At 65.9% G+C, this 26466-nt stretch carries 21 protein-coding genes; 11 read left to right on the top strand and 10 right to left on the bottom strand.

Translation table 11 applies throughout. The features are described 5' to 3' along the window. Positions 1-407 precede the first annotated feature (407 nt). Positions 408-2249, top strand: coding sequence for a glutamine--fructose-6-phosphate transaminase (isomerizing) (gene glmS / locus G5C50_RS02060; protein ID WP_165064127.1), 1842 nt, complete (start codon positions 408-410; stop codon positions 2247-2249). 82 nt (positions 2250-2331) lie between these two features. On the opposite strand, the gene G5C50_RS02065 is transcribed toward glmS, so the two are convergent. Both G5C50_RS02065 and G5C50_RS02070 read right to left on the bottom strand, forming a co-directional pair. Further along, a complete protein-coding gene (locus G5C50_RS02065; RefSeq protein ID WP_165064129.1) occupies positions 2332-3036 on the bottom strand; it encodes a hypothetical protein in 705 nt (234 codons plus the stop codon). 146 nt (positions 3037-3182) lie between these two features. Beyond that, positions 3183-3788 carry an FHA domain-containing protein gene (locus tag G5C50_RS02070; RefSeq protein ID WP_165064131.1) on the bottom strand — a complete coding sequence of 202 codons (606 nt, stop codon included), beginning with the start codon at positions 3786-3788 and terminating at the stop codon, positions 3183-3185. A gap of 266 nt (positions 3789-4054) precedes the next feature. Here G5C50_RS02070 and G5C50_RS02075 point away from each other — a divergent pair, with 266 nt between their 5' ends. Further along, on the top strand, positions 4055-4906 hold the full coding sequence (locus tag G5C50_RS02075) for a sugar phosphate isomerase/epimerase family protein (protein ID WP_165064133.1): 852 nt from the start codon (positions 4055-4057) through the stop codon (positions 4904-4906). Positions 4907-4924: 18 nt separating this feature from the next. Continuing rightward, positions 4925-5596: a class I SAM-dependent methyltransferase gene (locus G5C50_RS02080; protein WP_165064134.1), complete on the top strand. Its 672-nt coding sequence runs from the start codon at positions 4925-4927 to the stop codon at positions 5594-5596. 19 nt (positions 5597-5615) lie between these two features. Here the strand turns inward: G5C50_RS02080 and G5C50_RS02085 are convergent, their stop codons facing one another. From G5C50_RS02085 to G5C50_RS02100, 4 genes are all read right to left on the bottom strand, one after another. Further along, a complete protein-coding gene (locus tag G5C50_RS02085) occupies positions 5616-5810 on the bottom strand; it encodes a hypothetical protein (protein WP_165064136.1) in 195 nt (64 codons plus the stop codon). A 247-nt stretch (positions 5811-6057) separates the two neighbouring features. Next, positions 6058-6348: a hypothetical protein gene (locus G5C50_RS02090; protein ID WP_165064138.1), complete on the bottom strand. Its 291-nt coding sequence runs from the start codon at positions 6346-6348 to the stop codon at positions 6058-6060. A gap of 217 nt (positions 6349-6565) precedes the next feature. Further along, positions 6566-9838, bottom strand: a complete 3273-nt coding sequence (mfd, locus tag G5C50_RS02095; protein ID WP_165064140.1) for a transcription-repair coupling factor — start codon at positions 9836-9838, stop codon at positions 6566-6568. 87 nt (positions 9839-9925) lie between these two features. Further along, positions 9926-10792 carry a response regulator gene (locus G5C50_RS02100; protein WP_165064142.1) on the bottom strand — a complete coding sequence of 289 codons (867 nt, stop codon included), beginning with the start codon at positions 10790-10792 and terminating at the stop codon, positions 9926-9928. 233 nt (positions 10793-11025) lie between these two features. Between G5C50_RS02100 and G5C50_RS02105 the strand changes: the two genes are divergently transcribed. Further along, positions 11026-12867 (top strand): RNA polymerase sigma factor, encoded by a 1842-nt coding sequence (locus G5C50_RS02105; protein WP_165064144.1) that lies wholly within the window; start codon positions 11026-11028, stop codon positions 12865-12867. A 151-nt stretch (positions 12868-13018) separates the two neighbouring features. Next, positions 13019-14287 carry an RNA polymerase sigma factor gene (locus G5C50_RS02110; protein ID WP_165064146.1) on the top strand — a complete coding sequence of 423 codons (1269 nt, stop codon included), beginning with the start codon at positions 13019-13021 and terminating at the stop codon, positions 14285-14287. A gap of 7 nt (positions 14288-14294) precedes the next feature. Here G5C50_RS02110 and G5C50_RS02115 read toward each other — a convergent pair whose 3' ends face one another. The 3 genes from G5C50_RS02115 to G5C50_RS02125 form a co-directional block, all read right to left on the bottom strand. Then, the gene (locus G5C50_RS02115) at positions 14295-15224 is read right to left on the bottom strand and encodes a 1-phosphofructokinase family hexose kinase (protein WP_240906914.1); all 930 of its coding nucleotides are present in this window, start codon (positions 15222-15224) and stop codon (positions 14295-14297) included. A gap of 171 nt (positions 15225-15395) precedes the next feature. Further along, positions 15396-16718 (bottom strand): MFS transporter, encoded by a 1323-nt coding sequence (locus G5C50_RS02120; protein ID WP_165064150.1) that lies wholly within the window; start codon positions 16716-16718, stop codon positions 15396-15398. Continuing rightward, complete coding sequence (locus G5C50_RS02125) at positions 16715-17176, bottom strand: acyl-CoA thioesterase (protein ID WP_240906915.1); 462 nt, start codon at positions 17174-17176, stop codon at positions 16715-16717. The genes G5C50_RS02120 and G5C50_RS02125 overlap by 4 nt, the downstream gene beginning before the upstream one ends. Before the next feature lie 778 nt (positions 17177-17954). Here G5C50_RS02125 and G5C50_RS02130 point away from each other — a divergent pair. The 6 genes from G5C50_RS02130 to G5C50_RS02155 all read left to right on the top strand — a co-directional run bounded on the left by G5C50_RS02130 (position 17955) and on the right by G5C50_RS02155 (position 25156). Next, positions 17955-18707, top strand: a complete 753-nt coding sequence (locus G5C50_RS02130) for a gamma-glutamyl-gamma-aminobutyrate hydrolase family protein (RefSeq protein ID WP_165064151.1) — start codon at positions 17955-17957, stop codon at positions 18705-18707. A gap of 254 nt (positions 18708-18961) precedes the next feature. After that, complete coding sequence (locus G5C50_RS02135) at positions 18962-20092, top strand: HlyD family efflux transporter periplasmic adaptor subunit (protein ID WP_165064152.1); 1131 nt, start codon at positions 18962-18964, stop codon at positions 20090-20092. Positions 20093-20094: 2 nt separating this feature from the next. Next, entirely contained in the window at positions 20095-21345 is a 1251-nt protein-coding gene (locus G5C50_RS02140) for an FtsX-like permease family protein (RefSeq protein WP_165064153.1), read from the top strand. 25 nt (positions 21346-21370) lie between these two features. Continuing rightward, the gene (gene devC / locus G5C50_RS02145; protein WP_165064154.1) at positions 21371-22540 is read left to right on the top strand and encodes an ABC transporter permease DevC; all 1170 of its coding nucleotides are present in this window, start codon (positions 21371-21373) and stop codon (positions 22538-22540) included. 25 nt (positions 22541-22565) lie between these two features. Then, the gene (locus G5C50_RS02150; protein WP_165064155.1) at positions 22566-23729 is read left to right on the top strand and encodes an ATP-binding cassette domain-containing protein; all 1164 of its coding nucleotides are present in this window, start codon (positions 22566-22568) and stop codon (positions 23727-23729) included. Between the two features lie 20 nt (positions 23730-23749). Next, the gene (locus tag G5C50_RS02155; RefSeq protein WP_165064156.1) at positions 23750-25156 is read left to right on the top strand and encodes a neutral/alkaline non-lysosomal ceramidase N-terminal domain-containing protein; all 1407 of its coding nucleotides are present in this window, start codon (positions 23750-23752) and stop codon (positions 25154-25156) included. Positions 25157-25373: 217 nt separating this feature from the next. Here G5C50_RS02155 and G5C50_RS02160 read toward each other — a convergent pair whose 3' ends face one another. Further along, positions 25374-26405, bottom strand: coding sequence for an extracellular solute-binding protein (locus tag G5C50_RS02160; protein ID WP_165064157.1), 1032 nt, complete (start codon positions 26403-26405; stop codon positions 25374-25376). Positions 26406-26466 lie beyond the last annotated feature (61 nt).

Below are 26466 nucleotides of genomic sequence, written 5' to 3' on the forward strand. Positions count from 1 at the left end.
AACGATGCGTCGGCGTCGCGCGCCAGGCCCCCGTCCTTGTGGGCTTGTCCATGGGTTGCGAAACAGCGTCCTGGTACGGACTGGGCGATCGTGAAATCAATGAAGTCGAATCTTCCTGGGTCGGCCCCGAGTAACCTTAGAACCTGCGGTTCGTTGGTCGGGGAGCCGGCTCGCCGGTCCGTGGGCGAGAGTATCGGCGGACTTGACGCTGGTGTCAATCGCACTTCCGCCAGGTTTTTCGCGTCGGCCCATCGGGGCCTGCTCGGGGCAGAGCGCGACGTCCCGGCGCCGCGGCTGGACGACCGACCGCTCCCCATTGCGTTGACGGATCGAGGTCGGGATCGGTATAGGGTCAGGAGAGGGCCGGCCGTCGACGGCCGCCGAGACGCCAGGCGGAGGTGTCGCCCATGTGCGGAATCGTCGGCTACACGGGTTCCAAGGATGCCGATTCGATCCTCGTCGCGGGACTGCGACGTCTGGAGTACCGGGGATACGACAGCGCCGGGCTGGCTGCGGTCCAGGACGGCGTGATCGAGGTCCGAAAGCAGGCTGGACGAGTGCAGGTGCTGGAAGACCTGCTCCGCCAGCAGCCGATTCGGGCTGCCAACGGCGTCAGCCACACGCGATGGGCGACCCACGGCCCGGCGAACGACGTGAACGCCCACCCTCACGTCGGTGGACGCGCCGGGAAGCGATCGGTGGCCGTCGTCCATAACGGAGTCGTCGAAAACCACGCGGCGCTCCGGCGAGAGTTGGAGGCTGAGGGCTTCGTCTTCCGCAGTCAGACCGATACCGAGGTCGTCGCCCACCTGATGGCCCGCGAACTCGAACGCGGCGACGCCCCCATGGACGCCCTGCTCCGCGTCCTGCCGCGACTCGAAGGAACCTACGGCCTGGCGATGGTCATGGCCGACCGCCCCGGCGAGTTGCTCGGCGCGCGGCTGGGGAGCCCGCTCGTGGTCGGCGTCGGCGAGGGAGAACACTTCCTGGCGAGCGACCCCGTCGCCATCGCCCAGCACACGGCGAACGTGGCGTTCCTCCAGGACGGCGAGGTGGTCCGGCTCACGCCGCGCGATTTCGAGATCCACCACCGCGAGCGCGGGCTGATCACCCCTCGGATCGACCGGATCGACTGGAAGCCGGACGCCGTTGAGCTGGGAGGCCACGCCCACTACATGCTCAAGGAGATCCGCGAGCAGCCCGACACCGTTCTCAACGCCTGCCGCGGCCGACTCGTCCGCGCCGAGGGCTCGTCGCGGCTCGGCGGCCTGAACATGACGGCTCAGCAGCTTCGACGGGTGCGCCGGGTCGTGTTCGCGGCCTGCGGCACGAGCTGGCACGCGGCGCTCGTGGGCGAGTACCTGATCGAACGCCTGGCCCATCTCCCCGTCGAGGTCGAATACGCCAGCGAGTTCCGCTACCGCAATGCTCCGCTGGATGATCGCACCCTGGTCTTCGTCCTCAGCCAGTCCGGCGAGACGGCCGACACGCTGGGAGCCCTCCGCGAAGCCCGACGACTGGGGCATCGAACGCTCGGAATCGTCAACACGGTCAGCAGCACGATCGCCCGAGAGTCCGACGGCGGCGTCTATCTGCACGCGGGGCCCGAGGTGGGCGTCGCCAGCACCAAGGCGTTCTCAGCGCAGGTCGCCGTCCTCACGCTGCTGGCGCTGCACCTGGGCCGGCTGCGGGGACTTTCGTTCGCCGGGGGAACGGCAATCCTGGAGGCCCTTGAGGCCGTGCCGTCCTTGATCGGCGAGGCCCTCAAATCCGAGCCCGAAATCGAACGCGCCGCCGAGCGGATCGCCCAGGCGCAGAGCGTCCTCTACCTGGGCCGAGACATCCACTATCCCGTGGCGTTGGAAGGCGCGCTCAAGCTCAAGGAGATCAGCTACATCCACGCCGAGGGTTATCCCACAGCCGAGATGAAACACGGCCCGATCGCGCTGATCGACCCTCAGACGCCCTCGGTGTTCGTCGCCCCGCGAGGTCCGCTGCACGCCAAGACGCTCAGCAACATTGAGGAAGTCCGCGCTCGTCGGGGACCCGTCGTGAGCGTCGGCGTGGCGGGCGACGAGGAGCTGGCTCGCCTCTCAGACGCTGTGCTGACGATCCCCGACGCCCCCGAGGTCGTCCAACCCCTTTTGACCGTCGTGCCGCTGCAACTCCTGGCCTATCATGTCGCCCGGATCAAGGGCTGTGACATCGACAAGCCGAGGAACCTGGCCAAGAGCGTGACGGTGGAATGACGGGCTTCGAAACAAGGCGGGCGTCGCCCGGCCGGATTCGGCCGTCGACGCCCGTCCGATGACTCAACGAGTCGCAGTCGGCTCAGTTATTGGGGCGACGGCCGCCGCCGGGGCCGCCAGGACCGCCCATGCGGACCTCGAAGGGAGCGCCAAGGATCTTGGCGAATTCGGCCTTCTGCTCGGAGGTCAGCTTGGTTTCAGCCTTGGCGATGCCGTCCTTGCGGATGTCGCGCATCTTGGCCATGGCGCCTTCACGGTCGTCCTGGAAGCCCTGCATGGCCTCGCGGTTCTTCTCCATGGTGTCGCGGGCGATCGAGGCGAGCTCGGACTTCTGAGCGTCGGTCAGCTTCAGGGCCTTCTGAAGTTCTTCGTTCTCGAAGGCGGCCACGCCCATGGCCTGATACTGGATGCCCTTGAGGCGAGCGACCTGCTCCGGCTTGAGGATGTCGGCGAGGGCCTTCTGGGCGTCGGCGTTGGCTTCGCGGTTGAGCTCGCGCATCTTGGTCATGCGCTCTTCGCCTTCGAGGTTCTGGAGCGACTCGCGGGCCGACGCCATCTTCTCGCGGGCCTTCTCGGCGAGGTCGCCGACCTTGGACTTCTGGTCCTCGGTCAGCTTCAACTCGTCCTGAACGCCGGGGGCCGCCAGCAGCATGGCGACGTTGCCGCCGCCGCCCATCATCCCGCCGCCGAAGCCGCGGCCGCCGCCGCCGCGCTGCTGAGCCAGGGCCGGAGAGGCCGTCACGGCCACCAGGGCCAGGGCCAGAAGAGACTTGCTCAGAGTGTTCATCGCGTTCGTCTCCGAATTCTGTTTCGATGCGTGTGAAGGCGCCGCCCGTCTGGAACTCGGGGCTGCGTCGCCCTCCTAAAGGAGATAAGGCGACGTCCCCAATCGGTCCGACCGTCCTTTTCTCGGTCTGCCGTTCGGATTCCGGATCATTCCGGCTTCTTCACGACTTCGTCCTCAATCAGCTTGAGGAAGTCGTCCTCTTCCGCCTTCTTGTTCGGCTTTTGCGCGGGTTTGGGCTTGAAGTGCTTGGGGACCGCGTCTTCGAACTCGGCCTCGTCGGCGGAGAGGCGTTCGATGACCTTGGGCGCCGAGTGCGGCCTGGGCTCTGAGATTGCCTTGCCGTCGGTGTCGAGCCCCGCCAGCTCCATCAGCGAGTGGTGCCGCCTGCGTTCGTCGTGCACCTCCTCTTCCAGCGTTTGATGGCCGCTGACAAGCGACTCTGGGCCGCTGGGCGTGTAATCAATCGTGTACAGGTGATCGGCGAACCCGAGTTCGTCTTCGGGAAGGACCGTATGCGGGCTGCTCAATCGGGCTCCGTTGACATGGGTGCCGTTGGTGCTCCCCATGTCCTTGACGTGCCAGAGCCCGTTCATGAGGGTCAAGGTCGCATGCTTGCCCGAGACGTTCTCGAACTCCAGGCGGATGTCGCACGAAGGCCTCCGGCCGACGAGCAACTGGGTCTTGATCAGCGGGATCGGGTCACCACCGCCGACGGGGACCAAGGTCCCATAGATCTCGCGAGAGGGTCCCATGTGGTTCCTCCACACTCGAAAGCCGGCGCAGACGAAGAAGTGTACCGGCGCAAAACGGGATCCTACCCGAGCCCCACGATACACCACAAGCGAGCGCGGTCTAAAATCGTCAGACGACCTCGCCCGGCCGACTAGCCCCTGGCGGGTCGGTCGGGCCTGGGTTAGCCTCGCAAACGAGCGGCAAGGCGACGGCGATCACCGTCCCAACCGTCCGACGGACGGCTCGGCCGTTCCAGGGACCACCACTCATCCGACGAGACACGATGATGACGACGCGATCCGACGCGATCCTCTCCCGACGCACGCTGCTGGGCGGCGGCCTGGCGGCCCTGGGCGTGCTGGCCGTCGGCCGCCCCTCCTTCGCGGCCGCCCTCGCCAAGGCTCCGTTCCGCCTCGGCCTGCAAAGCTACTCGCTGCGGGGCTACAAGGAAGGGGGCAAGTCCAGTTTCGAGAAGGCGCTGGGCGTCGCCAACGGGCTGGGGGTCCATTATCTGGAAGCCTATCCCGGCCACATCCCCACGACCGAAGACGCCGGCGCGATCGCGCACGCCAAGGACATGCTCAAGAAAGCGGACGCCGAGGTGGTCGGCTATGGCGTCGTCCACTTCAAGAAGGGCGACCCGGCCAACCGCAAGACGTTCGAGTTCGCCAAGGCGATGGGGATCGAGTACATCTCGGCCGACCCCGATCCGGACAGCTTTGACGAGCTGGACAGGCTGACCGAAGAGTTCAAGATCGGCGTGGGCATCCACAACCACGGCCCCGGCCACCGCTACGACCTGATCGACGTCGTCGCCAAGGCGATCAAGGGACACAGCGAGTTGATCGGCTGCTGCATCGACTGCGGCCACTTCCTCCGATCCAAGGAAGATCCCGTCCGCGCCGCCGAGGTTTTCGGCAAGCGCGTCTTCGGCGTCCATCTGAAGGACGTGAAGGACGCCAAGACCTTCACCGTCCTGGGCAAGGGAGACCTCAACTACCCTGGCCTGTTCAAGGTCCTGAAGGCCGACGACTACCGGGGCCTCGTCGCCCTCGAATACGAAGAGAATGAGAGCAACCCGGCCGACGACATCCGCGTCTGCCTGGAAGAAGCCTACAAGGCCCTTGAAGCTCTCTAATCCTCAGGAGTCCGCCCGATGATCCCGCGCATCCTCGAACCCGAGTCGATGGACGGCCCCGAGGAAGTCGCCCAGTACGATGCGATGGACCATCGGGCGGTCAACGACGTCTTCGTCAAGGATTTCCTCGCCGCGCACGGCCCATGCCGAGGAGGGGAAATCCTCGACATCGGCACCGGCACCGCCCGGATCCCGATCGCCCTGGCCCTCGCGGACCCCAAGGCCCGCATCGTGGGCTTCGACCTCGCCCCTGCCATGATCGAGCGGGCAAGGCAGAACGTCGACGAGGCCGACCTTTCCAACCGCATCGGCTTCATCCTGGGCGACGCCAAATCCCCTTCGGCGCTCGGCGACGTCCGCTACGAGGCCGTTATCTCGAACACGATCATCCACCACATCCCCGAGCCGCTGGCGGCCCTCCGCGCGATCGTCGAACGACTCGCCCCCGGCGGGACGCTCTTCGTCCGCGACCTCTACCGCCCCAACGACCAGCCGACCCTGGCCGCCCTCGTCCAGCAATACGCCGGCGAGGAATCCCCCGAAGCCCGCGAGCTGTTCCGCGCCTCGCTCCACGCCGCACTCACCGTCCCCGAAGCGTCCAGACTCTGCGCGGAGATCGGCCTCCCCGCCGACAGCGTTAAGATGACGTCCGACCGTCACTGGACGATCGTCTGGAAGAAGCCGGCCTGAGTTTGAAGTAACAGCGGGACTACCGCCAATTCTCCGGCAGTCGGCTGAGAAACCGGCACATGCAGCTTCGCGCGGAGGAGATGGAGACCTTCGTCGTTTCGATCTCTCGCTCGTGCATCAGGGAGTTGCGGAACTCCCTCGCAACGTGAACCTCCGTAGTCAGGTCGACGGGAATCCGCCGCATCGCAGCCACGCCGTCGACCAAATCGCGCATCGGTGGATGGGTCGTTCGCACCTTACTCCAGAACAACCGAAGTGCCGTTTCGAACTCGGCGAAGAGACGAGTGACATACGTCCCTTCCAGGTGCTCGACCGCGACGCCAATGTCTCGATGTCGAACATCGTCGCGTACCAGTATCGTCGCATCGAGGCTGACCTGAGTCCTCAACCGAGTGACGGCCAGCCTCAAGACCGTGTATTCTCGTTCAACCGCCTTCAGTCTCGACGGCCATACATCGAGATCACGCGGCATTCTCGACCATCGCTCTCAGGACGCCGTCAAACCTCTCGCGGGTGAACGGCTCAGGATCCGCCTCATCCTCGACGGCCTCAGTAAATGGATACTGAATCATCCACTTACCCGAGTGGCCGTAAACGGTCGCAATGTCGTCGTAGGCGGGTAGGAGATAGAGGTCGACCACACCTTCCGCCCCCGGAGCTGAACGCGCGATCGGCTCCAGGATGATTCGCGTGGTGGCCTCTTGCATCAGGAGCGCCGGTGCCTGATAGGAGCCGACCTCAGAGTCGCTCATCTTCTTCTCGACGCGCTTTGTCGACCAGCCAAGCTGTTTCGCCCATCCCTCGACTTCATCAATGAGTCGGGACAATCGTGCTAGCCAATCCGATCGCACTTCATCGATGTCTTTCGACTTCGCGTCGGTTTTGCCGAGTGAGTCTGCCACGAATGTTTCTCCCTCGGGAAGCTCGTAAGGCGTGTCCTGACCTAACCTCCTCATTCTACGCCGACGCCTATCTCTTCGCGCTGAGCAGTTCCTTGACGACCGCCACGATCTCGGGGACCGTAACGGGGTCATCGCCCAGCGGGACATACGCTTTCTTGGCGTCGACGACGCGGACGCGGCCCTTGTTGCGCCGGGCCAGGGTCTCGATCTTGCGGGCGTCGCGGTAGGTGAAGACGACGTACTCGGCCTCGACGTGGATGCGGTCGATCTTCCAGCCTCCGGCGAGGACTCGCAGTTCGGCCTCGGCCAGCAGGTTCTCGGTCGGCTTCGGAGGGACGCCGAAGCGGTCGTTCAACTCCTGGCGGAAGTCGGCCAGATGGTCGAGGCTCCTCGACCGCGCCAGGCGGCGATAAAGCTCCAGCTTGAGCCGCGGGGCGGGCACGTAATCGCGCGGGAGATAGGCCCGCCACTTCAGTTCGACGGAGCAGTCGAACAACGGCTTGTCGGGCTGCTTCGTCGCCTTGCGGACGGCCGATTCGAGGAGCGAGCAATAGAGTTCGTAGCCGACGCTCTCGATATGGCCGGACTGCTCGGCACCCAGGATATTCCCGGCACCTCGGATCTCCAAATCGCGGAGCGCGATCTTGAAGCCGGCGCCGAGCGACGTAAACTCCTCGATCGCCTTCAACCGCTTGACCGCGTTGGGCGTCACCGGTCGGTCGGATTCCAGCAGCAGGTAAGCATAAGCTCGGTGCTTGAAGCGTCCCACGCGGCCGCGGAGCTGGTGCAGGTCGGCCAGGCCGTATTTGTCGGCCTCGTTGATGAAGATGGTGTTGGCGTTGGGGATGTCCAGGCCGCTCTCGATGATCGTGGTGGCGACCAGGACGTCGAAATCGCGGCGGATGAACCGGAGCATCGTCTTCTCGAGCGCCTCCCCGGTCATCTGGCCGTGCGCGAACTCGATCCGAGCGTCGGGGACGATCGACTTCAGCTTGTCGACGATCGTCTGGATGTCATAGATCCGGTTGTGGACGAAGTAGACCTGGCCGTTGCGGTTCAGCTCGCGATTGATCCCGCGCCGGATGGTCTCGGCGTCGAACCGGAGGATGCGGGTCTCGATCGCCTTTCGGTCCGAGGGGGGCGTCTCCAGGTTCGAGATGTCCCGGATGCCCAGCAGACTCATGTGCAGCGTGCGCGGGATTGGAGTGGCGGAGAGCGTCAGGACGTCGACCGTGGATCGGAGGGTCTTCAGCCACTCCTTGTCCTCGACGCCGAACCGCTGCTCCTCGTCGACCACGATCAGCCCCAGGTCCTTGAAGCCGACGTCCTTCTGCAAGATCCGGTGTGTGCCGATGAGGACGTCCACCTTCCCCTCGGCCGCCCCCTTGAGCACCTCGCGAATCTCGGACTTGGGGCGGAAGCGGTTGACGACCTCGATGACGAACGGGAACTCTCCCATCCGGGCGCTGAAGCTCCGGTGGTGCTGCTCCGACAGGATCGTCGTCGGCACCAGCACGCCGACCTGCTTGCCCGCGTCGACCGCCTTGAACGCCGCGCGGATGGCCACCTCGGTCTTGCCGTAGCCGACGTCGCCGCAGATCAGGCGGTCCATCGGCTTCGTCTGGGCCATGTCTTCCTTGATCGCCTCGATCGCCGCCAGTTGGTCGGGCGTCTCGTCGAACGGGAAGGCGGCCTCGAACTCCGCCATCCAGTGGCTATCCTCGGCCGGGTAGGCGAACCCCGGCTGGCTGGCTCGATCGGCCTGGATATCGAGGAGTTCTTGAGCCAGGTCGACGACCGCCTCAGCCACGCGCTTCTTGCGCTTGTCCCAGGCTGAGGAGCCGATCTTCGAGAGCGGCGGCGCGACCTTGCCGCCGCCGACGTACTTCTGGACGAGGTCGATCTTGACGATCGGGACGAACAGCCGCGTCCCCTCGGCGAACTCCAGCAGGAGCGTTTCCTCGGCGTACTCACCCCCCTTGTCGACGAACTGAAGGCCGAGGTACTTGGCGATCCCGTGGTTCACGTGGACGACCAGGTCCCCCTCGTTCAGGTCGAGGAAGCTGTCGATCGCCCGGGTCTCGTAGCGTCTTCGCGAGGTCGTCCGGCGGACGTCGGCTCGGGCGAACAGCTCGTGATCGGCGATGACCAGGGTGGCGGCGTCGACCAGGTGGAACCCCGCACGGATACGGCCCACGGCCGTCGCCAATCGCCCGTCGCGAGCGGGCGCGGAGTCGGCGAAGACCTCGCCCAGGCGTTCGGCCTCGGCCGCGTTGTGGCAGGCGATGAGGACGCGGTCGCTTCCGACCGCCGCCTCCAACTCGGGTTTGACCTTGGCCAGCTCTCCCGAGAACCGTTCGACGCTCTCGATGCGGAGGTGGCAGGTCGCCTCCAGCGAATCGGCCGCCAGCGCCGAGAGGGCGATCGTCGGCCTGCGGATCAGGCGTTCGAAGGTGCTCTCGACCGTGTACAAACCGCGGGGGTCGTCGACCCTCGCCAGGTAGTGCCGCCCTTCCTCGCGGAGGTCGGGCTGCTCCACGAGGACGACCCAGGTCCCCTCGGGAAACGAATCCGTCGCCGGGCCGAAGTCGTCCAGGTGGTCGACGTCGAACGACGGAGGAACGGCGATCGTCACGTTGTCCCAGCGGTCGAGCGAGCGCTGGGTTTCGGCGTCGAAGGGGCGGATGGACTCGATCTCGTCGCCGAAGAACTCGATGCGGACGGGGTCGGAGGCGTCGGTCGGAAAAACGTCGAAGATGCCGCCACGGAGCGAGAACTCGCCGGGGACCTCCACGACCTCCACCCGCTGCATCCCGCGTTCCAGCAGCCACGAACCCAGCTCGTCGATCGGCACGACGTCTCCGACGGCCAGACGCCGGGACATCCGCCGCAAGACCTCGGGTCGGGGAACGGGCTGGAGCAACGCCTGGATCGAGGTGACGACGACCTTGGGAGGCAGCCCGCCGGCCAGCCGGCCCACGACGCGGGTTCTCGCCCCGAAGATCTCATCGCGCGCGTCCTGCTCGCGTGGGAGTTTCTCCCAGGCGGGAAGTACCTCGGGTTTGAGGCCCGAGAACTGGGCCACGTCGTCGCGGAAGTCGTCCACGTCGCCGACATGGGCCAGGACGATCACCAGGGTCGTCGGCGCATGCAGCGCCAGGGCGCCCGCGACCAGTCCGGCCGACGATCCCCAGGCGCCGTCGATCGTCGCAGCGCGACCGTTGCGCAGGGCTGCGACGACTTCCGGAAAGCCTTCCGCCTTCTGGATCAGCCGGGTCAGATTTTTCAGCTCGTCCCCGGCGGGCGGGGCGGCGGACGATCGGGGCGAAACCCTGGGCATCGGTCGCTCGTCTGGGTGGACGTCGCCGCCGTCCCCCTCGGGTCCGGCCGGTCTCTTGAGAATTTTAGGCTGGCGGACGCCGTTCGCCTACTCGGCTGCCGCGTGTCGTTCCGCGATGGCCAGTCGACCGCGATACGAGCGCGACGGCGGCGGCGGGGTTGCATGGGCCGTCTGGGCTCGCGGGCGGAGCGTCTCCTCCCGAGCCATCCGATCCACGGCGTCGATCAGATCGTCCATGGCGCAGGGGAGATCCAGGCAGGCGGAAGCCCCAGCCTCTCGGGCGTGCGTCACCGCCGTGCGATCGGCGAAGCCGAGCAGCGCCAGGACCGGCCCCTGTTTGCTGCGACGCTCCAGCCGTTCCTCCCAGCGAGGCTCCAGGACGGGGACGTCCCAGACGGTCAGCCGGCGGCCGTCAACAGGGTCGGCCAGGAGTTCGGCCGAGTCGGACGCCCGATAGCCCGCCCGCGTGCAGGCCTCGCAGAGCACCTGCCGAAGCTCATAGTCCGTGCTGACCACTTCCACGGGCGAGGCCTCTCGCGCCGTCCGGCTCGCGACGCCCGGTGTCTTCAGCATTCGCTCGATCTGCCGGGGAAGCGTCTCAGCGGCCGTGGCCTCCGGCGTCACGATTTCCACCAGCCCGGCGCAGCGCTCGATCTCCGCATACCGAACGTACGGGCTGACGCACAGGACGATCCGAGGCCAGTTCTCCACGCCGAGCCCGCGGCGAAGCTCTTCCAACTGGGAAACGTCGGCGGCGGACAATCGCGAGCGGTGGAGGATCAGGATCCCCCTCGACCCTCCCACGGCCTGAAAGGCCCGACAAGGCAACTCCGCCCCATATTGCTCGCAGGGGACGACAGCGAGACCGGAAAGCGCCTGGGCGATCCCCTCGACCCAGGGGTCGGTCAGGTCGCCCGCGAAGCCGATCGCCGTCGGAGAGGTCGTGTCCATCATCGGCTGTCCCTCCCTGGATGCCCCCGCCTGATCTCGACGCGCGACCGAAAAGCCGGGCGCGGAGCGTGGTCATCCCTACCAGATCACGTCGCCGTCGGCAATCGAAATCCGCAATTCCGATGAACGCATGTTCGGCGGCGAATCGTGCCATCGCAATTCCGATTTTTTTCGTATCCAGACTCTCCGGTCCCGGCATGATGAGCTTGGTGTTCGAGAGCATAGAGGAGTCGTCGATGAGCACCCGCCGGGTCGCCTCGCAATTCCAGACGCTGTTCGATTCAGGGGTCCTGAGCGCGTTGCCGGACCCTCAGTTGCTCGACCGGTTCACGCGGCTCGGCGATCGCGAGGCCTTCGAAGCGCTCGTCGGTCGGCACGGTCCGATGGTCATGGGAATCTGCCGACGCGTGCTGGGGGACGCTTCCGACGCCGACGACGCCTTCCAGGCCACGTTCCTGGTCCTCATCCGACGCGCCCCGGCTCTCCGTTCGGACGTCGTTCTGGCGGCCTGGCTGCACGGGGTCGCCTCGAAGGTTGCCCGGCGGGCCCGATCGGACCGGGCGCGGCGATCGGCTCGCGAGCGAACGGCCATGGACGTCGAACCAGCCGTCGAACAGACGACGGCCGATTTCGCGCTCAAGGCGGTCGTGGACGAGGAGGTCGAAAGGCTGCCGTGGAAGTACCGCGTCCCGGTCGCCCTCTGTTACCTGGAAGGTTTGACCCACGAGGAGGCCGCCCGCCGGCTGGAATGGCCGATCGGTTCGGTCAAGGGACGCCTGGCGCGGGCGAAAACCCTGCTCGGATCACGCCTGGCCCGCCGTGGCGTAACCGCGGGCGTCGCCGCGGCAGCCGTTGACGGACTGACCGAGGCCGCCGTTTCCGAAGCCTCTCGCCGCGCCCTGGTCCGCGCCGCGGAGCGGATCGCCTGGGGCGGATCGTGGAAATCCGTCGTTTCCGATCGCGTCGTCCACCTGACCGGGGAGGTCCTTACTTCGATGCTACTAACCAAACTGAAAGCCGCCGCATTGCTCGTCGCCGCCATCGGCCTGACCGCGACGGGCGTGGGCTTCGCCGCTCGCGAAGGTGACGCGGGCCCCTCGGAAATTCCTCCCGCTTCCCTTCTTCCTCCGGGTGCGCAGGCAAGGAACGAGTCCGAGCAAAACGTAGACGCTCGTCAACCCAACAAACAGAAGAGAATCAACGCGCCCGCATCACCCGAAGATCGCTACGTTGATGCCGCCCGCCGAGCGTACCTGACCGTGAGCGAGTGGCACCCGCAGACACTGGATCTGATCGATATCGTCTACCGCGCTTCGCGGCGACTTCTCGACGCCCAGACCACAGCGGCGAGAACGCCGGAGGCTCGGAGAACAGCCCTGACGGCACACTTGGACCGTATGAGGACCTTGTCCCACAAAGCCAACGAGAAGGGCGGCGTCGAGGCGATGCCAATCGCAGCCGAGGCACACGCGATGGTCGCCGAGGCTGAACTGTGGCTGGCCCGCGGCGGCGAAGCTCCCCGTGAAGTCGACCCGCCAATGCCAGGCTCCGGCGATACGGGCGCGAACGAGGGCGATCGAAATCCCCGGTCGAAGATGATGCTGAAGAAGCTCGAAGAGCCGATCGCGATGATCTTCCCGAACGAGACGCCTCTGGAGGACATTCTCAAGTACGTCAAGCAGGCCACCGACGCGCCCAACGACGATGGTCTTGAGCTCTATGTTGATCCCCAGGGACTCCAGGAGGCTGACAAGACTCTCACTTCCCCCGTCGCGCTTGAAGTCGAGGGCGTCCCCCTGCGACGAACGTTGCAACTGCTCCTGGATCAGCTCGGCCTGGTTTACTTCGTCGAGGACGGCATGGTCGTCATCACCGCCGCCGGAAGGAATTCCTACGGTCTGAAGCCAACCATGGCCAAAAGCACTCCGCTGGACGAGGAGGTTGGTCGGGCGAAGCGCGGGGAGTTGAGCACAGAGGAATTGAACGCCCTGATCGAGAAGATGAAGCTCATTCAGCAGGTGGCCGAACTCCACCATCCGACCGCCTCGCGACCGACTGAAACGCCGAAATCCCCCTGATGCGGCGTCGCCCGAATTCTTGATTGAGTTTCATCCTCTTCCCTGAATGCGATCTACGCTTCGAATGGAGCCCCGGGTGGATGGACTCGGGACGAACTCGATGAAGCGCCTTAGTCGACGGCGACGGGCGCGGATCGCGGGAGGTGGAAGAATGGTCGATGCAAGCGATCGACGAAACCTGGAAGCCGCCTCGACCGGGGATCGAGAAGCCTGCGCGGCCCTGGTCACGCTCTATGGGCCGCTCGCCCTGGGCGTCTGTCGCCGAGTCCTCGGCGCTGGGGTCGACGCCGACTCGGTGTTTCAGACGGTCTTTCTGGACTTCCTGAAGCGTGGTCCTCGACTAAGTCGTCGCGTCGATCCAGCCCTCTGGCTGCACCGTTCCGCCTGTCGAGCCGCCCGGCGGGCTCGGGGCGGGGCCAGCGCCGAAGCCACGGTCGATTCACGATCCCGGGGGAGACTGGACCTAAGGCGGATGATCGACGACGACATCGACGACCTCTGGCGTGCGCGTGGCCCCGTGATCCTCTGCGCTCTGATGAACCTTTCGCCGGAGAAAGCCGCCGAGCGGTTGGGATTGTCGATCGATCAGGTCGAGCGTCGGCTGGACCGAGGCTTCGGCGTGATCGACGCCCGTCTCCGCCGCCGGGTTGAACGTGCCGCGCCGGGGACGATCGCTCCGTTCCTCTCATGGCAGGACCTCGGCGACGTTCCGGTTCCATCATCGCTGTTCGAGGAGATCCTCCACGCTGCGGCGAAAGGCGTCCGAACCCGATGGTCGGCCGCTTTCGCTGCGGACTCGTCCGAAGAATTGAACCCGCCGAGAGTCGCCGTGACGGCTATCTCGCGACTTCGAAGCTTCACGACCTCGAGCATCCTGGTCGTCGGCATGGGAGCGGGGGCCAGCTACGCCGCGCTCATGGGGCCTGAGGCCCTGAAGGCCGGGGTCGCCGAGCGACAGGTCGAGGTCGCAACTCCGGCCCCCTCGGTTCAGACCTCAGGCGTCGCTGGGGCAAGGATCGCGATCATCGCCAGACTCAACGAACCGTTCTCCCTCAAGACCGCCGAGCCGATCCAGCTTGACGAATTCCTGGATCGAGTCCGCGAGGCGACTCAAACGCCTGAGGGCGTCCTCCTGATCCACGTCGACCTGGCGGGCCTAAAGCGAGTCGGGGCCTCGCTTTCCTCGCCCGTCGCGCTGGACACCAACGGTGCGACGCTCGGCGAGACCCTCCGGCGCACTCTGGCGCAGGCGGGCCTGGCCTATGAGGTCGACGGCGGACGACTCGTCGTCACCGCCGCCAAACCGGAGCCTGAGGAATTCTTGAAGGAACTCAGTGCCGCGGACGCACGAAAGCTTAAGGAGAAGCTGCGCCTCCTGGGTCACTTCGATCCGTCCATCGCCTTCAGCCGAGACCGTTGAGGCGCGATCAGGCGGCCTCGACTTCGATCTCGATCTCGGACTCCAACCGGGCGACGAGTTCCGGATCGATCGCGCCGGCGTCCCAGACCGACGCATTGGCCGCCGCGCAGGCGACGGCACGACGCAGGGCCGACTCGGGATCCATTCCGCGCAGGCGGGCGTCGACCAGGCCGGCTAGCATCGAATCTCCCGAACCGATCGGGTTCTTGACCTCGATCTGGGGAGGAGTCGCCCCGAGGAGGACGTCCCCCATCCGAGCGAAGACCGCGCCTGGGCCGTCGGTGACGACCCCCCACGCGACGCCGCGGCGACTCCATTCCCGAAGCAGGCCGAAGACGTCCTCGTCGCTCGCGGCAGGCTTGCGCAAACGCATCGCGGCCTCGCGACGGTTCATCTGAACGACGGTCGGCCAGAAGCCCCAGATTGCGTCGAGCGACGGACCGTAGGTGTCCAGGAAAACGGGGACCCGTCGCGCGCCGGCTATCGAGATCAACTCGCTGTAAACGCCATGCGTCGCCGGAGAGGGGCTTGATCCTGAGAGCGTCAGCGCCTCGACGCCCGGCTGCCTCAAGGCGGCGTCAGCCTTCGCGATCAACTCGTCGGCCTCAGTCGGCGTGATCGCCGGATCGGGGTCGAAGAAGGCCGATTGGTCGGCCGTCCCCTCGGTCGAAACGGTCAGGATCTCCCGCGTCGGCGCAGCCGTTGCGACGGCGATCGGCTCCATCCCCTCTTCGCCGAACAGTTGCCGGCATCTTTCGCCCACGGCCCCGCCGAGGAACGTCACCGGCGCAGCCGACTGGCCCAGTCGCTTCAACGCCCGAACGACGTTGTTCCCCTTGCCGCCGACAACCTCGCGAACAGACCGGCCTCGGACGGAATCGCCCGGCTTCCAGGCAGGAACCGTCAGTGTCTTATCGAGGCACGGATTGAGAGTCACGCACAGGATCATATGATTCCGAACCACCGCGGGACGGGCCGCGAGGCGGCGAACCCGGCGGACCCGTTCCGCCTGATCGTCCACGCCTTCGCACAAGGTTCGGCCACCCCGTCATGACCGCATGATAAAACGGCGGGGAGGTCGATTCCAGGCCGAGTCGCGACAGACCGTTTAGGCCGTCGCCTTGCGTCTTTGGTCCCAGTAGAACAGCAGGGCGACGTAAGCCGTCGCCAGCGCCACCGCCGCCAGCAAAGCGAACGCGCCCGACCAGCCGAACGTGTCGGAGATCTTGGCCATCAGCCAGCCGGAGAGCATCGCTCCGATGTAGCTGACGCCGTCGATGATGCCGGCCGCCGCCGCCGCCCCCTTCTTGCCGCCGAAGTCGAGCGCAACCGCTCCCGCCGGGAATGAATACGGACCGACGATCAAAAAGCCGATCAACGCGACGACCGCCGCGGGTCCGAACGCCGAACCGTGGGGAACCTTCATCGCCAGGAGGAGGAGGGCGCTCGCCGCGGCAAGCAGCCCGCCGAGGATTACCAGCGCCCGCCCGCCTCGGCCCAGTCGATCACTGAGGAAGCCCACCAGCAAAACCGACACCCCGCCGAAGAACGGGAACCACGCGCTGCGGTCGGCCGCTTCGGCGACAGAGAGGCCAAGGTCCTCCTGAAAGTAGGTCGGCGTCCAGTTCTGGAAGGTCTCGCGCAACAGGGTCAGGCCGATCGAGAGCAGGCAGGCGTAGACGAAGACCCGGCTCCGAAGGAGAGTTCCCAGCACGTCGCCAAGCCCCGTCGAGACCGCTCCCCCCTCAGCTGCGAAGAGGTTGTCCGGATTGGGCTCGGGTTCGATCTCGCCGGCGTCGGCCGGGCTTTCTCGGAGCAGTAGAAGGTTGACGACGAACAGGGCGGCTAGCACGCCGGCCGTCGTGTAATAGATCTCGCGCCATGCGAAGCCGCGCTCCAGCAAGAGCTTCATGAACTTGCGCGAGAGCGCGTCGCCAAACAGGTAGCTCAGGCTGACGAACCCCATCACCGTGCCGAACCGTTTGTGTGGGAACCAGCGGGAGACGACTCGGACGACCCCCACCCAGCCCAGCGACTGGACGAATCGATTCCCCACCGCGGCGGCCGTGAAGAACGGCAGCGTCTTCCCCAGCGTGAACAGCAGCGTACAGGCTATCGAGCCGACCATCCCGGCCAGGAAGATCCGCCTGCCGCCGATCCGGTCGGTGATCCCGCCTCCCAGGAACTTGCCCGCGGCGTAGGCCAGCGCCCCCATCGTGATGATCGCGCCGAGTCCCAGCTTCGCCTGTTCCGGGGTCATCCCGCGCGTCGCCAGCTCGTCCTGAATCATTGTCAGGCAGACGGGGAAATTGGACCGGCAGAAGTAATAGCCTGTGTAGCCGGTCATCAACAGCGCGAGCGTCGCGATCTGCAAGCGTCGCATGCGGGGCGATGGGGCGTCGACGACGGCGTCGGGCGGGATATCGCTCATGATCGGGGGAACTCGCGTCCTTCCATCGCCTCGATGGCCGCTCGGATCGCGTCGGGGACGCGCGTCGGCTTCTGGGCGTTGTAGTCGAAGACGACCAGCGTCGAGGTCCCCTCGGCGGCGAGGGCCCGTTGCGATCGACTGAAAATTTTATGTTCGAGCGAGATGCTCGCCACGCCGATTCGCGTCACGCGGACGCCGACGTGGACTGTGTCCGGGAAGACGAGCTGACGGCGATAGTCGTTGGCCACCGACGCCAGAATGGGACCGACCCGCTCGCCCCGATGCAGGTCCATCAGGCCGACCTTCTCCGCATAGACGATCCGGGACGTCTCATACCATCGGAAGTAGTTGACGTGGTTGACGTGGCCAAGCGCGTCCTGCTCGCCCCATTGAACAGGAAGTTCGACGACGACGCGATAGTCCGCCAGCAGCTCCGCCATGACCCCGTCTTCGCCCATACGTCGATCCCGCCCCCAGGCACCTCTTCTCGGCTCGCCCGCGAGGCACGATCATAACGCACCGACCGACCGCCGTCGACGCAGGCGTATTCGAGGTCCGACGTCTTCACTCGCGAGGAAATACAGATCACGGAGCGAGCCGATGACGGGGACGACGGACGAGCACCGAGCAGCCGATCCAGCGATTCCAAGGCGATAACGATCCCCCCGAGCCGCTTTCCGCTGGAAGGCATGGGTCTGGCCGTAGGTGAGAGGTTGTGGCGGGATCGATGCCCTGCGGGAGAGGGGGACTGAACCGAAACTTCGGTTGGCCGACGATCGAACAGACCCCTCGGATTCCCATCCGAAGGCTCTCGTCGTACCCATCTCGCGTGCACCCGATCGCGCATGAACACGAGGTGGACGACGATTTCGGGAACCTCGCTTCCCCTCCTGCGGCGGAGGCCGAGAAACCGTGATTTCCCTGGGATTCTCCTTGAAATCGCGCGGTGAAGCCGGCTAGACTCCACCCGCCTTGAACGCTCGGCCCATGGATGGGGACGCGGAGTCAGGACAGACTCGACCTCATCCTTCCGGGTCCTCCGGCAAACTACCAAGCGACCTCCCAAGGTCCTTCGCCCTGAGCCACGGTCGCCTCACGACCACGGCTGCGACACGAGTTCGTCGATCTGCTCCGAAGAGAATCCCCGGGCGCCCCCCGGCTGGTCTAGGACCCGCTGCGCCGCTCGGGGGATGGGAACGGATTCTGCCAAGCCTCAACAACGGAAAGGACTCCGCCATGAACAACCGACCCCTCATCGGCATCAACATGGATCTCCGGGCTTCGGTCAAGAGCCGCACTCCTCACAGCCTCACGCCGACGGGCTACTACGACGCCCTGCTGACCGCCGGCGCCCTACCGATCATGATCCCGCCGTTCACGCGGGAGAGCGACATGCTGCCGATCCTGGACAGGCTCGACGGCGTGGTCCTCACCGGCGGCGACGACCTTGACCCTCGCAAAATGGGCCTGGCGCCGCATCCGTCCGTCAACGTCATGTGCGAGCGCCGGGAGCTGTCCGACCGGCTCCTCTGCAAGCTCATCCAGCAGGAGAAGGTTCCGACCCTGGGCATCGGCCTGGGGATGCAGGAATTGAACGTGGTGGCCGGCGGCGGCCTCTTCGTCCACCTGCCGGAAGACCTGCCGAAGTGCATCCCTCACTTCGACCCCCACGGCGGCGCCCACCGGCACACCGTGGTGATGCGGCCCAAGACCCGCCTGGCCGAGATCTACGGCCCCGGGGAGATCCGCGTCAGCAGCTACCACCACATGGGCGTCCGCAAGCTCGCCCAGCCGTTCCGGATCTCGGCCCTCGCCCCGGACGGCCTGATCGAGGCTTACGAAGGCAAGGACCCGAGCTGGTGGGTCGTCGGCGTCCAGTGGCACCCTGAGAACGAGGGTCACATCTCCCTCGACATGCAGCTCATCGAGGCCTTCGTTGAGGCTTCGGTCGGCTTCCGCAGCGCCCCGACGCTCTCCCGCGTCGGCTGATTCGTCGAGCCGATCGATCGCACAAATCCCACGGCCCCGCGCCTCGACTTCGAGGCGCGGGGCCGCCGTGTTTCGAACGCTCGGCCGCGGCACGCAGGTTGCATCCTCCATGAAGTTGGGAGGGTCGGGGCTTGGACGGCGTCGTCTTGCGTCCTAAGATCACACCATTCGCAGGGTGCGGTCGAGCCCGACCCCGTCCAGGATTCCCGGGCTCGTCGTCCCGAGCCCTCTTCCGACTCGGAGACGCTTCGGACATGACGCTTGTCGACCTCTTGCGCGATCCCGGACCTCCTGCGCGGCTCGCGACGGTGCTCATCGTCGGCCTCGCTTTCGCGGCCCTTTCGCCGACTCTCTCCGCGCAGTCCTCGTCGGGATCACCCGCGAACGGCGGAATCCACGCGCTGGGCCGATTGGAGCCGGCGACCGGGTTGATCACCGTCGGCTCGCGACCCGGTCAACGGATCGACGAGATCAAGGTCGCCGCCGGGGATCAGGTGGCAGCCGGCCAAGTGCTGGCGATCCTCGAGGGCCGCAAGCAGGCCGAGGCTCAACTCGCCCTGGCCGAACTCCAGAAGAAGAAGTCCGACTTCGAGAAGCAGTCCCACCGAGGCGACGCCTCCTTCCAGACGAGCCAGGCCCGCGACCAACTCGTCCTGGAGCGTGAAACGTTCGACCGTACGAACAGCCTGCGGCTCGAATCCGCAACCAAGGTAGCCGACCTCTTAAGAAAGACGCTCGACCAGGCCACGAAGCTCCACGACACGCTCGGCGGCATGATCCCCGACCGCGAGAAGATCGAGGCCGAGGGCCGCTTCGTCGAGCTCCAGGCGAAGACGCATCAGGCCGAGCTCGACAAGCAACTGTTGATCGTGGAGAAGGAGCAAACGCTCAAGAAGCGGTCCATCGAGGACGCCCGGCTCGCCTATGAGAACCCCGAGTTGGGAGACGATAACCCGGACTTTCAGATGGCGGATGCCCAACTGACGCTCGCGAAAGCCGCGCTGGCCGATACGCAGGTCGTCGCACCGCGGGCTGGCAAGGTTCTGGAGGTGATCGCCCACGCCGGCGAGGTCGGCACGGGGCAACTGATGTTGCTGGGGGACGTCTCGGCGATGGTTGCGGTCGCGGAGGTCTTCCAGTCGGACGTGCTGCGGGTGAAGGTCGGCGACCCGGCGACGGTGTCGATCCTCGGCCAGAGCTTTGCGGGGAAGGTTGAGGCGATCGGAACGGTCGTCGGCCGGAACCAGGCGATGAACATGGATCCTCGCGCCTTGAAGGACGTGCGCGTGGTGAAGGTCCGCGTGACGCTTGACGATCCGAAGACGGCGGCTCGGCTCGTCAGCATGGAAGCCGAGGTCGCCATCACCCCGAGCGGGGGCGGCTGACCGTGGCGGGCTCGTTCCTTGGGATGCGAAATCCGCCGCTGGCGTTTCGGAACGTCGTCCATGGCGGCAAGCGGTCGCTCGCGGCGATTTCGGGCGCGGCGTTCTCACTGGTGATGGTCTTGCTCCAGCTTGGCTTTCTCCAGGCCGTCAAGATCACGGCGACGAACAACTTCGAAGTGCTGGACTTCGACGTGCTTCTGACCTCGAAACGATTCGAGCAGTTCTATGGGCCGGGGTTCCTGCCGCTGGAACGTTTGCGGCAGGCTCGGAACGTGTCGGCCGTTGAGTCGGCGGCGCCGCTTTACGCGACGTTCGTCCTCTGGCGCTGTCCCCCGTTCCCGCTCGACCACCCGCCGGACGATACGGCCCCCAAGCCGGGCGCATTCGCCCGCTGGTTGGGCGGAGCGCGGACGCCGAGGGCCCTCCAGCGTCGGCAGCTTTACGCGATGGGCTTCGACCTCGATCAGATCCCGTTCAAGTCGCCGATCCGCGACTCGATCGAAGCGAATCGGGCCAAGCTGCGCATGGAAAATCGAGTCCTGCTCAACTCGCGTTCGCACCCCGACTTTGGTTGGGAGCTTCGCGACCGCTATCACGACTGGGAACTTGAGGACACCGCGGTTTCAGTCGTCGGCGGCTTCGACATGCTCAGAGGCTTCGCGGCGGATTCGGTCGTGCTTCTCAAAGCCGACGACTTCGTTCGAATCTGCGGCTACGACTCGCGCGAAACGACGAACTTCGGCCTGCTGAAGGTGAAGCCCGGGACCATCGACGAGGCCGTGGCGAGCCTTCGGCAGGCGCTTCCGGACGACGTGCTGGTCACCTCCCGCGACGATGCGCTGGCGCGCGAGGTGGACCACTGGGTGAACCAGACCTCGACCGGCAAGCTGTTCGCGATCGGAGTCCTGGTGGCGATGATCGTGGCGGCGGTGGTCGTCTATCAGGTCCTCTCGAACGACGTCCGCGAGCACATGCCCGAATATGCGACGTTGCGAGCGATGGGCTATTCAACGCTCCGACTGGCGGGAATTCTCATCTTCCAGGCGGTTCTCTACATGCTGATCTCGTTTGTGATCGCAGTCCTGATCAGCCTGATGGTCTACGCGGCGACCGAATCACTGGCCGGCATCCCCATGGTGCTGACCTATCGCAACCTGGGGCTCACCTTCGGGCTGGCGATGGCGGTCGGCCTGATCTCGGGCGCCCTCACGGTGAACCGACTCCGGCTCGCCGATCCGGCCGAACTCTTCTGACAACCGACCTGACGGACCCAGACGCATGCCAATCGGCGGTAAAGTCCCCCTCGCCTGGAAGAACCTGACCGAGCACAAGTTCCGGCTGCTCGCGTCGGTGGCGGGGGTCGCCTTCGCGACGACGCTGATGTTCATGGAGAACGGCTTCCGCAAGGCGATCCTCGACAGCATGGTCAACATCATCGAGCACATCGACGGCCAGGTGGTTCTGGTCAGCCGAACGCTCTATACGCTGTCAGTCCCGTTCTCGTTCCCGATGGAGCGAGTCGTCCAGGCCGGCGGCGTGGAGGGGGTTGAGTCCGTAAAGCCCTTTTACACAGTCACGCGTTCCTCGTTCTGGCGGAATCCGGCGACCGGCGTGGAGGAGCGCATCTGCGTGGTCGGCTACGCGCCTGAGGACGACCTGCTGGACCTCCCCGAGTTGAAGGAGACGCGCGAGCTTTGGAGCCGTCCCAACACGGCGATGGCCGACGAGCTTTCGCGTGAGCAGCAGTTTGGGATTTTCGAGAAAGGGCAAGCCTCTGAACTAGGAGGCAAGCGGTTCGAGATCGTCGGCACCTTCTCGCTGGGGATCAACGTCCAGACCAACGGCAATCTCGTCGTCAGCGATCGAAACATGATGACAGCTTTTCCAGAGCTGGACGGGCCGTCGCTCCTCGATCGCAAGGTTCAGGTCGGGGTCGTCCGGACGAAACCGGGGTACGACCCGATCCGTGTCCGCAACGCGCTAACGGCCGTGATGCCTCCCGACGTCCGGGTGCTGACCCTTGACCAGTTCATGGAACGCGAGCGCGACTTCTGGGACAAGGTCGCGCCCATCGGGACGGTATTCTACATCGGCGTGGTGATGGGTTTCATCGTCGGCTCGGTGATCTGCTACCAGGTGCTTTACTCGGACGTCAGCGACCGGCTCGCGGAGTTCGCTACGCTCAAGGCGATCGGCTACTCGAACTTCGACCTTTTCCGCGTCGTGCTGACGCAGGCCCTCTACCTGGCGCTCATGGGATATGCGGCGGGATTGGCGGTGAGCCACTTCCTCTTCCAGGGCGTCCATCGCATGACCGGGCTGCCGATGGACGTGCAGAGAAACGATCCGCTCGTGATTTTGTTGCTGACGGTTCTGATGTGTCTGGGGTCGGGGGCCTATGCGGCGCGTCGGCTGATCTCGGCCGACCCGGCGCAGCTCTTCGCTTGAGAATTGAAGCTGGAGGAGATTCAGCATGAGTTCGGCCACCCTGACGACGACTCTAACGAGAGCCGTAAACCTGCCGGCCGGAAGCGACGTCGTCATCCGCGCCGTGGGGGTCAACTACGCCTACGGCGCGGGCGAGACCCGAACCCAGGTGCTGTTCGACAACCACCTTGAAATCAGCCGCGGCGAGGTCGTTATCATGACCGGCCCGTCAGGGTCGGGGAAATCGACGCTGCTCACGCTGATCGGCGCCCTGCGGCGGATGCAGGAAGGCTACCTGGAAGTCCTCCACAAGAACCTCTCCAAGGCCGGCGAGGCGGCGCAGGTTGATCTGCGTAAGGACGTCGGGTTCATCTTCCAGCAGCACAATCTGTTCACGTCGCTCTCGGCGCTGGAAAACGTCCGGATGGCCACGGCGCTGAAGCCGGCTTCGATCGCCGCGATGAACAAGCGCAGCACCGACATGCTGACTCAGCTCGGCTTGGGCGAGCGGATCAACCATCTGCCGGCGGAGCTTTCCGGCGGCCAGAAGCAGCGGGTGGCGATCGCGCGTGCCCTCGTCAATGAGCCCAAGCTGATCCTGGCCGACGAGCCCACGGCGTCTCTCGACGCCCAGTCGAGCCAGGTCGTCCTCGACCTCCTGCGCGGCCTGGCCGACGGCCCGACCAGGACGACGGTTCTTCTGGTCACGCACGACCAGCGGGTCATCGACAAGGCCGACCGGATCGTCAACATGGTCGGCGGTCGGATCGTCACGAACTCGCTGACGAAGGTCGCCGTGCGGATCGTCCGGGCCCTGGCGGCCAGCCAGATCCTGGAGGGGCTCAGCGAGGCAACGCTCTCGCGAGTGGCGAACTACATGACCGTCGAAACCCGACGCGCCGGCGAGACGATCGTCAACCAGGGCGAAGAGTGCGACCGCTTCTACGTCATCGGCTCCGGCGTGGCGGACTCGTACAAGGACGGCCAGTTCGATGAGGAGAAATGCTACGGCGAGAGCTTCGGCATGATCTCCTCCTACTTCAAGACGACCGTCCCCGAGACCGTCAAGGCCCGCACCGACATGGAGCTTTACGTCCTGGACAAGGACGACTTTCTCCACGCCCTCGCCGACGACCAGTCCTTCGAAGCCCGCATCCGCAGCTTCCTTGCGGGCGCCGCTCCCGTCGTCAACGCCCCGACCTCACCCTGACTCCATCCGGAGGCCCGCCGATGCGCCGAACGATCCTGCCGCTTCTCGTACTCCTGGGCGTTTCCTCGGCCCAAGCCGCCGTCCCCGTGGGAGTCGCGAAGATCGACGTCACCCCCTCGCGCCCCGTGCTGCTGGCGGGGTACGGGCATCGCGTGGGCGAGTCGCTGGGGATCGACGTGGGGCTCTCGGCCCGGGCGCTGGCGATCGGGGAAGACCCGGTGGTGCTCGTGGCCGTCGAGAACTGCGGCATGCCGGCGGAATTCATCGCCGAGGTCCGTCGCCGCGTCACCGAGCGGGGCGGGTTCGACCCGTCGAAGCTGACGATCTCCTGCACCCACACGCACAATTCGCCGACCCTGGAAGGCTACGCCCCATTCATCTGGGAGGGCCGCGATACGCCCGAACAACGCGAGCACACGGCCGCCTACACGAAGGACCTGGCCGGGAAGATCGTCGACGTCGCCCTCGCGGCCGTCGCCGACCGCAAGCCGGCCGACCTTTCCTGGGGGCAGGGACGGGCGACGTTCGGCGGCAATCGTCGCGTCATGGTGAACGGCCAATGGAAGGGCTTCGGCTTCGCCGAGAAAGCGCCCGTCGATCACAGCCTTCCGGCGCTCTTCGCTCACCGGGACGGTAAGGTCGTCGCCGTCTGGGCGAACTACGCCTGCCACTGCACGAGCGCCGGCAGCGAGAACCGCGTCGGCGGCGACTGGGCGGGCTTCGCGGCGACGGAGATCGAACAGGCCAACCCCGGCGCGACGGCTCTCGTCACCATTGGCTGCGGCGCGGACGTTGGGCCTCAGCCGACGGGCAACCTGGACTTCTCCCGCCGCCACGGTAAAGCCCTGTCTGAGGCCGTCGGTCGAATCGCGTCGTCAACGCTCACGCCGCTGAAGAGTGCCCCGGAACTGATCGTCAAGGAGATCGACCTGCCGCTGGCGACTCTCCCCACGCGCGAGCACTGGGAGAAGGAAGCGAAGCGGACCGATTTCCAGGGACGACACGCCCAGCGGATGATCCGCCAACTCGAAAGCGGCGGCAAACTGCCGACGGTCGTGCCTTACCCCGTCACCGTCTGGCGGTTCGGCGACGACCTGGCCATCGTCTTCCTCCCGGGAGAGGTCACGGTGGACTACGCCGTCCGCCTGAAGAACGAGATGGATTGGACACGCCTCTGGATCAACGGCTGGTCGAACGGCGTCCCCGGCTACATCCCCTCGCGTCGGATCCTCGCCGAAGGCGGCTACGAGGCCGACTTCTCCCAGATCTACTATGCGTGGCCCACGAAGTACGACCCGGCCGTCGAGGATCTCATCGTGTCGACCGTCGAGGGCCTCATCGGCGAGCCCTTCCGACGCAAGGCCGACACCCCCACCCCCGATTTCCTGAGCGTCCCCGAGGCGTTGATCCCGTCGATGAAAAAGTGACTCGGTGAGCCGCTGATCGACTCATTTCGAGCGTCAAACTCGATGGAGCGGGTGGTCCTGGCGGGCCACCCCTCCCTCTCGGTCATCCCTGAAGCCTCGCGGGCGACACCGACGGGCTTCGCATGCCGCCGGTCGAGAATCGTCGATCAAGAGCGTCCTGTAAATCGAGGACGGCTTCGCGGCGGCGTGTGATCGCCCCCAATCGGAGCCAAGCTCCTCAATCGGCGAACTCCCTGGCCAGGAAGGCGGCGGCGCGGTCCCAGGCGTCGGCGGCGGCCTGGAAGTCGGCGGGCATGGCGTGGACGGTGGCTGGGGTTTCGACCCGAGCGGGGCGGGCGGCGGTTTTCAGGAGTGGGATCTGGGCGCTCGGGCCATCGGCCAGGCGGTTCTCGACCCCCGGCGAAACGATCGCGTCGGCCAGCTTCCTGGCGGCCTCGGGGTGGGGGGCGTTCTTGATCAGGCAAAGCGTGTTGGGGATAAACAGGGTCCCCATCTGGTCGGGGTTCCGGTCGGGGTAGATGATCGCCACCGGCGCGCCGGCCTCGAACTCGCCCATGGCGTCGTCGGTGTCGGTCATGCCGAAGGCGATCTGGCCGGATGAGACAGCCTGGGCCACCTGTTTGTTCCCCGAGAGGACCTGTACGCCGTTCGCCTTCAGACGCTGAAAGTAGTCCTTGGCCTTGTCGTCGCCCCACGAGGCGAAGAGGCAAGCGGCGTGGGTGGCCGTTGTGCCGAAGAGCGGCTTGGCGATACCGATCTTCCCCTTCCAACGTGGGTCCAGGAGATCCTGAATCCCCTTCGGCCTCTCAGCCTCCGGGACGAGGTTCTTGTTGACGATCAGAATTCGAGCCCGCGCCGCGAAGCCGTACCAGGTGCCGTCGGAGTCGACGAAGGTCGGCGGCAACTCCCCCGCGGCGCTGGGGTGAAACGGCTGCAACAGCCCCTTGCGCTTGAGCCGGATCGTATTGAGGATCTCGTTGTTCCAGAAAAGGTCGCAGCGAGTGTTGACCGACTCCGCCATGATCGTGTTCACCAGGCCGACCGTCTTGGTGCTCTCGACGTCGTACTTGGGCCGAAGCGTCAGGCCCGCGCGTTTAGCCAGGTCCCTCAAGACGGGGTCTGAGAACTCGCGGTCGAGAGACGCATAAACGACGACGGTCCCATCCTCGGCCTTCGCGGTCGGCGCGGCGGATGCGCCCAGCAGCAGCGCAAGGCCGAGGAGGCCCGTGGTGGTCGTCATTCGGATCATGGCGTTTCTCCTCATCGCGGCCGGTCTCTGACAGAAGTCATCGAGAGTAGGGCCGTGACGA

The organism is Paludisphaera rhizosphaerae (genome assembly GCF_011065895.1).
Lineage (GTDB): Bacteria > Planctomycetota > Planctomycetia > Isosphaerales > Isosphaeraceae > Paludisphaera > Paludisphaera rhizosphaerae.